Origin of the sequence: Xanthomonas sp. BRIP62418 (assembly GCF_003993495.1) — a bacterium.
Lineage (GTDB): Bacteria > Pseudomonadota > Gammaproteobacteria > Xanthomonadales > Xanthomonadaceae > Xanthomonas > Xanthomonas euroxanthea.
The window spans coordinates 310,937-324,419 of record NZ_QEZG01000040.1; the positions used below are offsets into that span (position 1 = coordinate 310,937).

The following is a 13,483-nucleotide window of genomic DNA, read 5'->3' on the forward strand; positions in this document are numbered from 1 at the left end:
GCGCACAACCGTGAATGAATCCGGTGCGCCGCTGGGGGCCGTCAGGGGGTGGCAGTGCTTCCCTCATCACTGTACCGAGCGATACCGTGATCCAGTCGTGAGTATGCAGCCGCGTTTGCCAGCGCCAGCAGGCGTCCGGGATCGGTGACTCAGGCGTCCTGGCGCAGCCACTCCAGCCGGGTCGAAGCACCGGCCTCGCCGAGATGCTGCTTCAGCACCGGCAGCGCGGGCGCCAGCATCTGGTCGAACTGCCACGGCGCATTGACGATCAACAGCCCGCTGCCGGTCAGGCGCAGCGGCGAGTCGTCCGGGCGCACCTGCAGCTCGGCTACCAGCACCGACTTGGCCGGCAGCGTGGCAGCCTTGCGCATGAAGGGCTGCAGGCTGCGGCGCAGCTTGATCGGGTACCACACCATGCAGATCGCCTGCGGCCAGCGCGCCAGGGTCTCGCGCACGCTGTGGATGACCTGCGGGTACTCGGCGTCCTGCGATTCGTACGGCGGGTCGATCAGCACCAGCCCGCGGCCGATCCTGGTCTCGCCCGCGCGTGGCGGCACGAAGGCGCGAATCGCCTCGTAGCCATCGCCGGCATGCACGCGCACGCGGCTGTCCCTGGCGAACAGGCGCTTGAGCGCCTCGGCCTCTTCCGGCTGCAATTCGCAGAACGCCATGCGGTCCTGCTCGCGCAGTGCCTGCGCCGCCAGCAGCGGCGAGCCGGGGTAGTGGTTGATCTGGATGCCGGCGGTGGCGCGCGCCGGCTTCTGGCCGGGCGTGGCCGGGCGGGCGATGGTCTGGTTGTCGGCCTGCACCGCGCGCAGATAGCGTTCCACCACCTCGGGCAGGGTCGACTCGGCCATCAGCCGCATCACCCCGGCATCGGCCTCGTTGGTCTTGCGGCTCTCTTCGCCGCCGAGCTGGTAGCGCCCGCGTCCGGCATGGGTATCGAGCACGAAGAACGGGGTGTCCTTGCGCTTGAGGGTGTCGATCAGCGCCAGCAAGGCGATGTGCTTGAGCACGTCGGCATGGTTGCCGGCATGGAAGGCGTGGCGATAGTTCATCGCGGCAGTGTACGGGCCGCGCCAGCATGCGGCTATGCTGCGCGCCATGTCCGAGTCCCCCGCCCGCGTGCTCGTCGTCGAAGACGAAGCCGCCATTGCCGATACCGTGCTGTACGCGCTGCGCAGCGAAGGCTATGCGCCCGAGCATTGCCTGCTGGGCCGCGACGCGTTGGCGCGGCTGCGTGCCGACCCGGCCGATGTGGTGGTGCTGGACGTGGGCCTGCCGGACATCAACGGCTTCGAGGTGTGCCGCACGCTGCGCGGTTTCAGCGATGTGCCGGTGATCTTCCTGACCGCGCGCAATGACGAGATCGACCGCGTGCTCGGCCTGGAACTGGGCGCCGACGACTACATGGCCAAGCCGTTCTCCCCGCGCGAGCTGGTGGCGCGGGTGCGCGCACGGCTGCGTCGTCGCAACCAGGCCGCCGTGGCGGAGCCGGGCTGGCAGCCGCATGGCGCGTTTGCGATCGATCGCGAGGGCAGCCGCATCCGCTACGGCGATGCGCTGCTGCCGCTGACCCGCTACGAGTACGCGCTGCTGTCGGCGCTGTTGCAGCGCCCCGGCGCGATCCTGAGCCGCGCGCAGCTGATGGATCGCGGCTGGGACGCCAGCGCCGACAGCGCCGACCGCACCGTCGATACCCACATCAAGACGCTGCGCGGCAAGCTGCGCCAGGCCGGCGTGCCGGCCGACCCGATCCGCACCCATCGTGGCCTCGGCTACGCGCTGGAGCTGTAGCCATGGGCGAGTGCAGGCGTGCTGTTATGCAGGCCGGGGCCTGAGATGCGGCTTGGTCTCAAGCTGTTCCTGGGCTTCTTTCTGATCGTCGGGCTGGCCGCGTTCTTCGTGATGCGGGTGTTCGTCAACGAGGTCAAGCCGGGCGTGCGCCAGGCGATGGAATCCACGCTGGTGGACGCGGCCAACGTACTGGCGGAAATGGCCAGCGGCGAGCTGGCTGCCGGCAGCATCGCCAGCGGCAGCTTTGCGCGCAACGTGGCGCAGGCGCAGCGGCGCGACCCCAAGGCCTGGGTGTGGCGGTTCCGCAAGAACGATGTGGCCTACCGCGTCACCGTGACCGACGCGCGCGGGGTGGTGGTATTCGACTCGCTGGGCCGTGACGTGGGCCGCGACAACTCGCGCTGGAACGATGTCTATCGCACCTTGCGCGGCGAGTACGGCGCGCGTTCCAGCCCCGAGGTCGATGGCGACCCGACCGCCACGGTGATGCATGTGGCCGCACCGATCTATGCGCCGAATGACCCGGGCACGTTGATCGGCGTGCTGACGCTGGCGCAGCCCAATCGCAGCATCGACCCGTTCATCGAGGCCAGCCAGCGCAACATCCTGCAGCGCGGGGCCTGGCTGATCGGCATTTCTGCGCTGATCGGCATCGGGATGACCTGGTGGCTGATGCGCGGGATCGGCCGGCTCAATCGCTACGCACAGGCGGTGAGCGCGGGCCTTCCGGTGCCGCCGCCAAAACCGCGCGGCGATGAAATCGGCGACCTGGGCCAGGCGCTGGAACGCATGCGGCGCAAGCTCGAAGGCAAGGCCTACGTGGAGCAGTACGTGCAGTCGCTGACACACGAGATGAAGAGCCCGCTGGCGGCGATCCGCGGTGCGTCCGAACTGTTGAGCGAGCCACTGCCGGAAGCCGATCGCCAGCACTTCGTCGCCAGCATCCGCGCCCAGGAGCTGCGCCTGACCGAAACCATCGACAAGCTGCTGGCGCTGGCCGAGGTGGAGCAGCACGGCTGGTTGCAGACGCGCGAGCGCGTCGCGGTGGCCGGCCTGCTGCAGGCGGCAATGGACGCCGTGCTGCCGCGCGCGGCAGCGGCCGGCGTGCGGCTGGACAGCGATGCCGGCTCCGACACGGCGCACGGGCAGTATGTGCTGGGCGATGGGTTCCTGCTGCGCCAGGCGCTGATCAACCTGCTGGAAAACGCCATCGCGTTTTCACCGCAGGGCAGCATCATCCAGTTGCGTGCGCAGGTGCTGAAGGGGCAGGTGCAGCTGGTGGTGCAGGACCGCGGCAGCGGCGTGCCGGACTACGCACTGGAACGGGTGTTCGAGCGGTTCTATTCGCTGGCCCGCCCGCAGACCGGACAACGCAGCTCCGGCCTCGGCCTGCCGTTCGTGCGCGAAGTCGCGCGCCTGCACGGCGGCGAGGCGACACTGGACAATCGGGACGGTGGCGGTGCGATCGCGACGCTGCGCCTGCCCATCGGCTAGGCGCGGCTGACAAACCGTAGCGAGCAGTCGTCAGGTGGGTGCGGACGGCGCGGAGCAACCGGAGTGGACCAGTGGTACGCGAAGATTCCGCGCGCCGTCCGCGCCCGCCTGGCGGCTGCGCAGTAGGCAGCTCTGGACCGCATTGCATGCCAGATGTGCACAGGCCGGAGCCGATGGCGCCCGCATCGCGATGCACTGAAGCGCGGCATGCGCCAGCGCACATGCCGCCTCCGTGTCGGCCGCGCATCACGGTGCGCAGCCGCTGTGTGCTAGTGCACCACGTCGGCCACCATGACGTCCTTGGCGACCACCGACCAGGACAGCTTGCCAAAGCCCTTGTTGCCCCATTCGGTGCCCCAGCTGTTTTCGACGATCAGCCCGTCGCTGTCGTACCCCAGCGCGACCACCGCGTGCCCGCCCAGGACCGGCGTCTTGATGTCGTAGTCGACCTGGTTCTTCGGCGTGAGGTCTTCAAACCCCTGGCGGACATAGAAGCCGATGACCACCGGCGTGGACGAGGCCAGCGCGAGTTTGATCTGTTCGATCAGGGCCCGCCCGCCATTGCCGTCGCCCGAGTACAGCACGGTGTACTTGCGGTACGGCGTGGGGTTCTTGGCAGCGTTGGCGCGGTCGGCTGCGGTGGGCGGATTCTTCCAGTTGTAGTTGCCCCACGAGTAATGCTGCTCGGTATCGATGCCCTGCGCCAGCGCGACGTCCAGCGGCGCTTCCAGCGTGGAGCCCTCATCGACGCCGTTGTTGACCTGGCTGTAGAGATACATCGGGGCGAAGCGGGTTTGCGCCTGCTTGCTGGCGTTGGCGTACCAACCGGTCAGGGTGTGGGCGGTTGCCCATGACGCACATGATCCCACCTGGCCCTGGTCGCCTGGCGCGATGGCCCAGGCAGTCAGGTCCACCGTGGCGGGCAGGGGTCTGGCGGCGCTGGCAATGCCGAACAAGGGCGTGACCGGCTGCATCAATGACGAGGGTTTCAGACCCATCCCGTGCATTGCCGCCTGTGCGGCGGCGGAGGACAGGCTCAGGGCAGCAAGCAGGCAGAGGCTGAGTGAACGTTGCTTGTTCATGGAAGGCAAACTCCAGGCGAAAGAGGAATGCAGTGGTGCGCACTTCTGGAACCACGGCCGGCAGGCGGGCATACGCGTGCGACACCGCCGATACGGCGTGCAAGTTGAAGGAGGACGCGACGAAACGACGGCACTGGAACGCCGTGATCAATACAGACTCGAAAAAAGCGATGGCCCCGTGATGCGCAACTGCACGCGCATCGTTGCGCCTGGCGGCCAGGCGCGCGCCGGTGATGCGAAACCTTGGCGATGCAACGGAAGCACGTCCTGGGCCTTGGTTGCAGTTTTGCAGGGCGAACACTGCATTTCCTAACTGGGTCACAGTGCCGGTCGCCGATCCTGCCGATCGCCCACTTCACATTCGCTTCAAATTCGCCTCAAACCCCCGACACCGGCGCATCGCACCCTGGCCACCTCCCCGAATGAGGATGGTCGATGAAATCCCTGAAACTGTTGTTGCGCTTCGCCACCATTGGCGGATTGATCCTGTTGCTGCTGATTCCGTTGCTGTTGATCCGCGGCACCGTGCAGGACCGTGCGCGTTACCGCGACGAGGCGGTGGAGCGGGTGGCGCAGAGCAAGGCCGGCGAGCAGCAGTTCATCGCGCCGGTGCGGGTGCTGCCGTTTACCGAGGATGTGCAGGTCACCGAGCCCGACGAGCAGGGCAATCCGCGCAAGGTCTGGCGCAAGCGCGACGGCCAGTTGCTGCAGACCCCGCGCACGCTCAGCCTGAGCGGCGAGTTGACCCCGTCCGAGCGGAGGATCGGCCTGTTCCGCGTGCAGGTGTATGCGTGGAAGGCCAGGCTCAAGGCCGAGTTCGAGCCTTTCGCCTATCCGGCCGTGGACGGTCGTCGCTATGGCCAGCCGCATCTGGCGGTGGGTATTTCCGATGTGCGTGGCCTGGTCGGCACGCCGAGCCTGCGCGTGGACGGGCGCACACTGCCGCTGGAGAGCGGGGCAGGCGGCCTGGCGGCGCGCTCGGCCGGTATCCACGCCGATCTGCAGCCGCTGGGCGATGCGCTGGCCGGCACACTGGGCGAGGGCAATCTGGTGGAGATGTCCTTCGTGCTGGACGGCACCCGCAGCCTGGCGATCGCGCCGATTGCCGACAACAACGACATCGCGCTGCGCTCGGCCTGGCCGCATCCGCTGTTCGGCGGGCGCTTCCTGCCCAATGCGCCGACCATCGGCGCGCGTGGTTTCGATGCGAGCTGGTCGTTGTCCTCGCTGGCCACCGGTGCGCAGACCCAGCTGCAGTCCAGCCAGTCGTCGCTGGATACGCTGCAAGTGCAGCTGGTCGACCCGGTGGACGTGTACACCCAGGCCGACCGGGCCAGCAAGTACGGCATCCTGTTCGTGGTGCTGACCTTCGTGGCGTTCGTGTTGTTCGAGCTGATCAAGCGTCTGCCGATCCATCCCCTGCAGTACCTGCTGGTGGGGCTGGCGCTGGCGATCTTCTTCCTGCTGCTGCTGAGCCTTTCCGAGCACATCGCGTTCTGGCAGGCGTACCTGGTGTCGGCCGCGGCATGTATCGGCCTGCAGTTCTTCTACCTGTCCGGGGTGTTGCGCAGCTGGGCGCGCGCAGCCGGGTTCTCGGTGATGCTCACTGCGTTGTACGGGGTGCTCTACAGCCTGTTGATCTCCGAAGACAACGCGCTGCTGATGGGATCGCTGCTGCTGTTCGGCATCCTGGCCAGCATCATGTGGGTGACGCGCAAGCTCGATTGGTACGAGCTTGGCAACAGCCTGCGCTGAGGCCGGCATGTTCGCTCACGCACGGCTGTACCGGCGGGCGCAGCGCTTGCTGCCCGCCGGGATCGACACGGTGGCGCTGCTTCCCGCAGCGCTGCCGCAGGCCTGGGAAGCTTCGCCGTTGTCGGCCTTGCCCTTGCACCGCGACGGACGCCGCGGGGTGATCGGCCTGCGCCTGCATCCAGGCACCGCGCAGGCACTGCGCCTGGATGGCAGCCGATTCCTGCAGGCGGCACAGCGGCAGGACGTGCCGGCAGACAGCGCGCTTCAGCGTTGCTACGGGCCATGGCAGCGGTTGAACAACGGCAGCTACTGGGCGCGCAGCACCGATGCACTGCGCGGCGTGCTGCTGGCCAGCGAGGAGGCGGCGGTGTGGTTGTTGTGGCAGCAGTCGGTGGCTCCGGCCGCGGTCAACGGCCGCTGGCTGCGCTGACCCACGGCAGCGCCGCGGCGCCAGGCTGGCTTACCATGGCCGGCATGAGCGGCTCCTCCCTGATCGTCGAAACGGTGCGCGGCACGCAGGTGCTGCCGCATTTGGCTGCGGTGGCGCAACTGCGCATCGCGGTGTTCCGCGCCTGGCCGTACCTGTATGACGGCGATGCCGATTACGAGCGCGGCTACCTGGCCGCGTATGCGGCCTCGCCGGACAGCGTGTTCGTGCTGGCACGCGATGGCGATGCGGTGATCGGCGCCTCCACCGGGCTGCCGCTGCTCGACGACAGCGACGCCTTCCATGCGCCGTTCCGCGCGGCCGGCATCGATCCGGCCAGCGTGTTCTATTTCGGCGAATCGGTGCTGCTGCCGGCGTATCGCGGCCAGGGGATCGGCCACGCCTTCTTCGACCGGCGCGAGGCGCATGCGCGTGCACTGGGGCGCTTCGCGCTCACTGCGTTCTGCTCGGTGGAACGTGCGCAAGACGATCCGCGCAAGCCTGCCGACTACCGACCCAACGATGTGTTCTGGCGCAAACGTGGCTATGCACCGCAAGCGGACATGCGCGTGCAGCTGGCGTGGGCGGAGTTGCAACACGGCGAGATCGACCACAGTCTGCGGGTGTGGACGCGGGCATTGCCGCCGTGACCGATTCGCTTCCTACGTCATCGATCCATCGCAACCAGGCCGCCAGATGAAAATTGCCGTCGCCAAATATCCGATCGGCAAACCCGCCGACTTCGCCGCCTTTGCCGCACGCCAGTCCGCGCTGGTGGGCGAGGCGGCCGCCGCCGGCGCGCGCCTGCTGGTGCTGCCGGAATACCTGTCGCTGGAGCTGGGCGCGACCTTCGATACGCAGATTTCTGCCGGCTTGCCCGAGTCGCTGGCGGCGATCCAGGCGCTGCGTGCGCCGTGGCTGGAGCTGTTTGCCGGCCTGGCGCGCCGGCATCAGCTGCATCTGGTTGCCGGCAGCTTCCTGCTGGATCTGGGCCAGGGCCGTTACCGCAACCGCAGCGACTGGTTCACGCCCGACGGCCGGCACGGCTGGCAGGACAAGCTGCAGCTGACCGGCTTCGAAAAGGCCACCGGGCTGATCGAGCCGGGCGATACGGTGAAGGTGTTCGAGCTGGATGGCGTGCGTGCAGCGATCGCGATCTGCTACGACAGCGAGTTCCCGCTGCCGGTGCGCGCGCAGTACGAGGCTGGCGCGCGACTGCTGATCGTGCCCAGCTGCACCGACACCGCCGCCGGCGCGATGCGGGTGCGCGTCGGCTGCCTGGCGCGCGCGCTGGAAAACCGCATATTCGTCGCGCAATCGGTCACGGCCGGGCAAGCGCCGTGGAGCCCGGCGCTAGACGTCAATACCGGCGAAGCGGCGGTGTTCGCCCCGATGGATGTCGGCTTCCCGGCCGATGGCGTGCTGGCGCAGACCCAGGGCAGTACCGTGTGGGCGTATGCGGAGCTGGATTTCGCCGCCTTCGAGGCCAGCCGCGCGCAGGCCCAGGTCGCCAACGACCGCGATTGGGTCGGTCAATCGGGCGCTCACCTCGCGCGTGCCACGCTGGCCTCCTTCGACTGACGCGCGCGGCCATCCAGCCACTGCGGCGTGCATCGCCGCGCGAGCGCCGCCGTTGCCCGTGACCGGCACGCGTACGCTTCGAGCGTTCTGCGCTGTTCCCTGATTCGTCACCCGCACCGCCCACCAGGTTCCCATGGCCAAGAAAACCCTGATTCCACACAGCGTCCGTCTCGAGTTCGCGCCCGGCGCGCTGGTGCACAGCAATCTGTCCGGCGCGGCGTTTACCGACGACTGGCTGTGGGTGGCCGGCGACGAAGCTTGCGCGGTGGATCGCCTGCGCAGGCTCGAGCCGGTGCAGCGCGAGACGCTGCGCTTCGGCCAGGGGCAGAGTTTTGCGCTGGCCGAGCTGCTGGACCTGCCGGGCGAGGCGGCCGAGGAGGCGGACCTGGAAGGCATGGCGCTGTCGGACGGCTACCTGTGGGTGGTCGGCTCGCATGGGCTCAAGCGCAAGAACGCCAAGCGCAGTCGCGACGATGCCGACAACGCCAAACGCCTGACCAAGCTCAAGCTCGACGCCAACCGCCGCCTGCTGGCCTGCCTGCCGATCGAGCGCGATGCCGACGGCACCCCGCGCCTGGTGCGCCAAGCCGCCGACGGTCGCCGCGCGCTGCGGCTCAAGGGCGATGCCAAACACAACCAACTCACCGAGCTGCTCGCCGACGATCCGCATTTTGGCCCGTTCATGAAGATTCCCGGCAAGGACAACGGCTTCGACATCGAAGGCATCGTGGTGGACGGCGAGCGCCTGCTGCTGGGCCTGCGCGGGCCGGTGCTGCGCGGCTGGTCGGCGCTGCTGGAGATCCGCGTCCAGGCGCATGGCGACCACCTGCGGCTGGCGCCGCTGGACGAGGACGGCACGCTGCTGCGCAAGCACTTCCTGCAATTGGGCGGGCTGGGCATCCGCGACCTGCACTATTCCGGCGACGACCTGTACCTGCTGGCCGGCCCGACCATGGTGTTGAATGGCGAAATCCGCCTGTTCAAATGGCCGGACGCACGTACCGTGCTGGCCGCCAACCAGGCACCGGTGCGCTTTCAGCACGAGTTGCTGGAATCGGCGGTGTTGCCGCACGGCACCGACAGCGACCGCGCCGAGGCGATCTGCAATCTTCCCGGGCACCTGGCCGGCGACACGCCCAGCTGGCTGGTGCTGTACGACGCGCCCGGCCCGGCGCGCAGCGGCGGCGATGACGTGGTCTACGGCGATCTGTTGCGCAACCGCTGAGCCGCGCGCGGGCAGGTCCGTGCTGGTCAAGGTAAAATCGGCCGATCCCCGTTTCGCCGAGCGCTCCATGACCTGCCGCACCCGCTTTGCCCCCAGCCCCACCGGTTACCTGCACATCGGCGGCGCCCGCACCGCGCTGTATTGCTGGCTGGAGGCGCGCCGTCGCGGCGGGCAGTTCGTGCTGCGCATCGAGGACACCGACCGTGAGCGCAGCACCCAGGCCGCGATCGACGCCATCCTGGAGGCGATGGACTGGCTGGGCCTGGACTATGACGAAGGCCCGATCTACCAGACCCAGCGCGTGGCCCGCTACCAGGAGGTGGCCGAGCAACTGCTGGCGCAGGGCAAGGCCTATTACGCCTACGAAACCCGCGAAGAACTCGACGCCATGCGCGAGGCCGCCATGGCCCGGCAGGAAAAGCCGCGCTACAACGGCGCCGCCCGCGAGCAGAACCTGCCGTACCGCGACGACCCCAACCGGGTCATCCGCTTCAAGAACCCGGTCGGCGGCACGGTGGTGTTCGACGACCTGATCAAGGGCGTCATCGAGATCGCCAACAGCGAGCTCGACGACATGGTGATCTTCCGCCCGGACGGCTTCCCCACCTACAACTTCGCGGTGGTGGTGGACGATTGGGACATGGGCATCACCGAGGTGATCCGCGGCGATGACCACATCAACAACACCCCGCGCCAGATCAACATCTATGAGGCGCTGGGTGCACCGGTGCCGAAGTTCGCGCACATGCCGATGATCCTGGACGAGCAGGGCGCCAAGCTGTCCAAGCGCACCGGCGCGGCCGACGTGATGCAGTACAAGGACGCCGGCTACCTGCCGCATGCGCTGATCAACTACCTGGCACGTCTGGGCTGGTCGCACGGCGACCAGGAGTTGTTCAGCCGGCAGGAATTGCTCGACCTGTTCGACGTCAAGGACGTCAATTCCAAGGCCGCGCGCCTGGACATGGCCAAGCTGGGCTGGGTCAACCAGCATTACCTCAAGACCGACGACCCGGCCAGCATCGCCCCGCAGCTGGAATACCAGCTCGCCCGGCTCGGCATCGATGTGGCCGCCGGCCCGGCCGCCGCCGACGTGGTGGTGGCACTGCGCGAGCGCGTGCAGACCTTGAAGGACATGGCCGAAAAAGCCGTGGTCTGGTACCAGCCGCTGGAAACCTACGACGAGGCGGCGGTGATGAAGCACCTCAAGCTGGGCGCAGAAGTGCCGCTGGGCAAGGCGCGCGAACTGCTGGCGGCACAGAGCGAATGGAGCGTGGAGACCGTCTCGGCCGCGCTGCACGACGCGGCCGCCGCGCTGGAGCTGGGCATGGGCAAGGTGGCCCAGCCGCTGCGCGTGGCCATCACCGGCACCCAGGTCAGCCCGGACATTTCGCAGACCGTGTACCTGGCCGGACGCGAGGGCGCCTTGAAACGCATCGATGCCGCACTCATCAAGATAGGGGCGGGCTGACCGCCGGAGCCTGTATGACCAAGCATACGCACACCCAAACGCACGATCAGGAACATGCCTGCACAGCCCCGCATCACCATGTGGACGATGCCAATGGCTTCGTGCGCGCGGTGGAGCGTGCCTGCAGCGAGCGCGGCCTGCGGCTGACGCCGATCCGCGCCAATGTGCTGCGGCTGATTGCCGACGCCGGCAAGCCGGTCAAGGCCTACGAACTGTTGGACTGGGTGCGCGAAGGCAAGGGCGTCGGCGCCGACGCCCCGCCCACGGTGTACCGCGCGCTGGACTTCCTGATGGCCAACGGCTTCGTGCACAAGCTCGAATCGGTCAATGCCTTCGTCGCCTGCCACCACCCCAACAGCGCCCAGCACTCGGTGCCGTTCCTGATCTGCGACCGCTGCCACAGCGCGGTGGAGCTGGAAGACCGCGAGGTGGTGGCGCAACTGGAGGCGCGCGCCAAGGCGCTGGGTTTCCAGCCGCAGGCGCAGACCCTGGAAGTGCACGGCCTGTGCGCCAAGTGCGCGGTGGCCGAGTAAGGATCGCCAGCCAAAACGCAGGGCGGTTCACTTAGAGCGGCTGACAAAACCCAACGTGCGAGTGCCATGCACGCGCATCAGTGAGGTCGCTAGCGACGCATCGCTTAACTCAGGTATCAGACACCACCGCGCATCACGCCGCGGCGTCGGTCTTGCCGCCATAGCCCGCCAGAAACAGGGCGACCGCGCGCTGCGTCGCCTCGCGCAGATACGCGGGCGAGGGGTTCTTGAGTGCGCCGAACAGGCAGGGCATCAGGGTTTCCGCCTCCAGTAGCCCACCGAACTGCCTGGCCGCGATCAGGACATCGGCGCAGCGGATCACGCCGCGATCCATCTGCGTCTGCAGATAGTCGGCCATGCGCTGCACACCTTCTTCCGGGCCGGAATTGAAGAACAACGCGCCCACGTCCGACCGCCCCGACACGCCGATGATGGTCTGCCAGATGGTGATCGAGCTGGGCGCGCACAGGAAGCTGAGGATGTCCTCGCCGAAGCGCTGCAGGGTCTCGGCGACCGGGCCGTTGCTCTGCGAAAGCGCGTCCAGCAGCGGGTCGATGTAGCGGTCGGACATGTCCTTGGCAAACGCCACAAACAGCTCATCCTTGGACGGGAAATAGCCGTAGAGCGTGCGCTTGGAGCCGCCGACGCGGGCGGCGATCTGCGACATCGAGGCGCCTTCGAAGCCCAGTTCGAGGAACACCTCGCTGGCCGCCTGCACGATGGCGTCGCGTTTTCCTTCGGTTCTGACCCGCATCAACTGACTCCCTTGGGCAGTTAAGTATACCGACTGGGCAGTAATGCTTGACGTCCACGGATGCGCTCATTAGGATACCGAACCGTACCGTTTAGATTTAACCATCCTGCGTTCCGTCGGAGACCTCCCGTGCGTCCTCATGCTGCGTTTCGCCTGCCCCTGCTTGCTGCTGCCGTTGCAGCCACCCTCCTGCTCAGTGCCTGCGGCAGCCCGCCGGGTGGACCGCCGCCGGCGGAGGGCATGCCCGAAATGGGCGTGCTGACCGTCAGGCCGCAGCCGGTGACCCTGACCACCGAGCTCCCCGGGCGCACGGTTCCCTACCTGATCGCCGAAGTTCGCCCGCAGGTGGGCGGCATCGTGCAGTCGCGCCAGTTCACCGAGGGCGGCGACGTCAAGGCCGGGCAGACGCTGTACCAGATCGATCCGGCGACCTACCGTGCCAGCTATGCCAGCGCCCAGGCCACCCTGGCCAAGGCGCAGGCCAACCTGCGCACCGCCAGGCTCAAGGCCGAGCGCTACACCGAACTGGTGCAGATCAAGGCGATCAGCCAACAGGACGGCGACGACACCGCCGCTGCACTGGGCCAGGCCGAGGCCGACGTGGCGGCCGGCAAGGCCAGCGTGGAAACCGCGCGCATCAACCTGGCCTTCGCGCGCCTGGACGCGCCGATCTCCGGCCGCATCGGCCGCTCCAGCGTCACCCCGGGTGCCTTGGTGACCGCCAACCAGGCCACCGCGCTGACCACCATCCAGCAGCTGGACCCGATCTACATCGACGTCACCCAGCCCAGCGCGGCCTTGCTACGCCTGAAGCAGGCGATGGCGCGCGGCGAGCTGGAGAAGGCCGGCGACGATGCGGCCAAGGTGTCGCTGTTGCTGGAAGACGGCAGCACCTATCCGCTGCAGGGCCACCTGGCGTTTTCCGATGTCACCGTCGACCAGAACACCGGCTCGATCACCCTGCGCGCGGTGTTCCCGAACCCGAAGGCGGAGTTGTTGCCGGGCATGTATGTGCGCGCGGTGCTGCAGGAGGGCATCAAGGAGCAGGGCGTGCTGGTGCCGCAGCAGGCGGTCTCGCGCAATGGCGCCGGCAAGCCGACCGCGTTCGTGGTCGGTGCCGATCACAAGCTGCAACTGCGCGTACTGGAAACCGACCGCGAAGTCGGCGACCAGTGGCTGGTGCGCAGCGGCCTGAAGGCCGGCGAGCAACTGGTGGTCGAGGGCGTCTCGCGCGCCCGCGACGGCATCGAGGTCAAGACCGTGCCGTGGCAGCCCAAGGGCAAGCCTGCCGCCGGTGCTGGCAATGCTGTCGGCACGCCTTCCGCCCCGACCGCACCGCGTGCGGCCAACTGAGGCGGGATCAC

Annotated in this window: 14 protein-coding genes and 1 other RNA gene; 11 read left to right on the forward strand and 4 right to left on the reverse strand. The window is 68.0% G+C overall.

Features of this window, described 5'->3' with window-relative positions; genetic code table 11:
* Positions 1-149: 149 nt before the first annotated feature.
* A complete protein-coding gene (gene rlmJ, locus EO174_RS14355) occupies positions 150-1,058 on the reverse strand; it encodes a 23S rRNA (adenine(2030)-N(6))-methyltransferase RlmJ (RefSeq protein WP_119128033.1) in 909 nt (302 codons plus the stop codon).
* Positions 1,059-1,092: 34 nt separating this feature from the next.
* Between rlmJ and creB the strand changes: the two genes are divergently transcribed.
* Positions 1,093-1,797: a two-component system response regulator CreB gene (gene creB, locus EO174_RS14360; protein ID WP_180496692.1), complete on the forward strand. Its 705-nt coding sequence runs from the start codon at positions 1,093-1,095 to the stop codon at positions 1,795-1,797.
* A 45-nt stretch (positions 1,798-1,842) separates the two neighbouring features.
* The gene (creC, locus tag EO174_RS14365) at positions 1,843-3,291 is read left to right on the forward strand and encodes a two-component system sensor histidine kinase CreC (RefSeq protein WP_126945201.1); all 1,449 of its coding nucleotides are present in this window, start codon (positions 1,843-1,845) and stop codon (positions 3,289-3,291) included.
* Between the two features lie 4 nt (positions 3,292-3,295).
* On the opposite strand, the gene EO174_RS14370 is transcribed toward creC, so the two are convergent.
* Together EO174_RS14370 and EO174_RS14375 are read right to left on the reverse strand one after the other, a co-directional pair.
* Positions 3,296-3,371: non-coding RNA, sX9 sRNA (locus EO174_RS14370), on the reverse strand.
* A gap of 189 nt (positions 3,372-3,560) precedes the next feature.
* Positions 3,561-4,373 carry a C1 family peptidase gene (locus EO174_RS14375; RefSeq protein ID WP_126945204.1) on the reverse strand — a complete coding sequence of 271 codons (813 nt, stop codon included), beginning with the start codon at positions 4,371-4,373 and terminating at the stop codon, positions 3,561-3,563.
* Between EO174_RS14375 and EO174_RS14380 the strand changes: the two genes are divergently transcribed.
* The 8 genes from EO174_RS14380 (at position 4,372) to EO174_RS14415 (ending at position 11,365) form a co-directional block, all read left to right on the forward strand.
* Positions 4,372-4,686, forward strand: coding sequence for a hypothetical protein (locus EO174_RS14380; RefSeq protein ID WP_126945207.1), 315 nt, complete (start codon positions 4,372-4,374; stop codon positions 4,684-4,686). The two genes, EO174_RS14375 and EO174_RS14380, sit on opposite strands and share 2 nt — an antisense overlap.
* A 122-nt stretch (positions 4,687-4,808) precedes the next feature.
* Complete coding sequence (creD, locus tag EO174_RS14385) at positions 4,809-6,128, forward strand: cell envelope integrity protein CreD (protein ID WP_126945210.1); 1,320 nt, start codon at positions 4,809-4,811, stop codon at positions 6,126-6,128.
* A gap of 7 nt (positions 6,129-6,135) precedes the next feature.
* Entirely contained in the window at positions 6,136-6,558 is a 423-nt protein-coding gene (locus EO174_RS14390) for a hypothetical protein (protein WP_126945213.1), read from the forward strand.
* Positions 6,555-7,205 (forward strand): GNAT family N-acetyltransferase, encoded by a 651-nt coding sequence (locus tag EO174_RS14395; protein WP_180497027.1) that lies wholly within the window; start codon positions 6,555-6,557, stop codon positions 7,203-7,205. Before EO174_RS14390 ends, EO174_RS14395 begins: the two co-directional genes overlap by 4 nt.
* Before the next feature lie 46 nt (positions 7,206-7,251).
* Positions 7,252-8,136, forward strand: coding sequence for a carbon-nitrogen hydrolase family protein (locus EO174_RS14400; protein ID WP_126945216.1), 885 nt, complete (start codon positions 7,252-7,254; stop codon positions 8,134-8,136).
* 133 nt (positions 8,137-8,269) lie between these two features.
* The gene (locus EO174_RS14405; protein WP_126945219.1) at positions 8,270-9,361 is read left to right on the forward strand and encodes a DUF3616 domain-containing protein; all 1,092 of its coding nucleotides are present in this window, start codon (positions 8,270-8,272) and stop codon (positions 9,359-9,361) included.
* A gap of 67 nt (positions 9,362-9,428) precedes the next feature.
* Complete coding sequence (gltX, locus tag EO174_RS14410; RefSeq protein ID WP_026064278.1) at positions 9,429-10,832, forward strand: glutamate--tRNA ligase; 1,404 nt, start codon at positions 9,429-9,431, stop codon at positions 10,830-10,832.
* Between the two features lie 14 nt (positions 10,833-10,846).
* On the forward strand, positions 10,847-11,365 hold the full coding sequence (locus EO174_RS14415) for a transcriptional repressor (RefSeq protein ID WP_016902320.1): 519 nt from the start codon (positions 10,847-10,849) through the stop codon (positions 11,363-11,365).
* A 133-nt stretch (positions 11,366-11,498) separates the two neighbouring features.
* On the opposite strand, the gene EO174_RS14420 is transcribed toward EO174_RS14415, so the two are convergent.
* On the reverse strand, positions 11,499-12,119 hold the full coding sequence (locus EO174_RS14420) for a TetR/AcrR family transcriptional regulator (RefSeq protein WP_126945222.1): 621 nt from the start codon (positions 12,117-12,119) through the stop codon (positions 11,499-11,501).
* 129 nt (positions 12,120-12,248) lie between these two features.
* Here EO174_RS14420 and EO174_RS14425 point away from each other — a divergent pair, with 129 nt between their 5' ends.
* Complete coding sequence (locus tag EO174_RS14425; RefSeq protein WP_126945225.1) at positions 12,249-13,472, forward strand: efflux RND transporter periplasmic adaptor subunit; 1,224 nt, start codon at positions 12,249-12,251, stop codon at positions 13,470-13,472.
* Positions 13,473-13,483 lie beyond the last annotated feature (11 nt).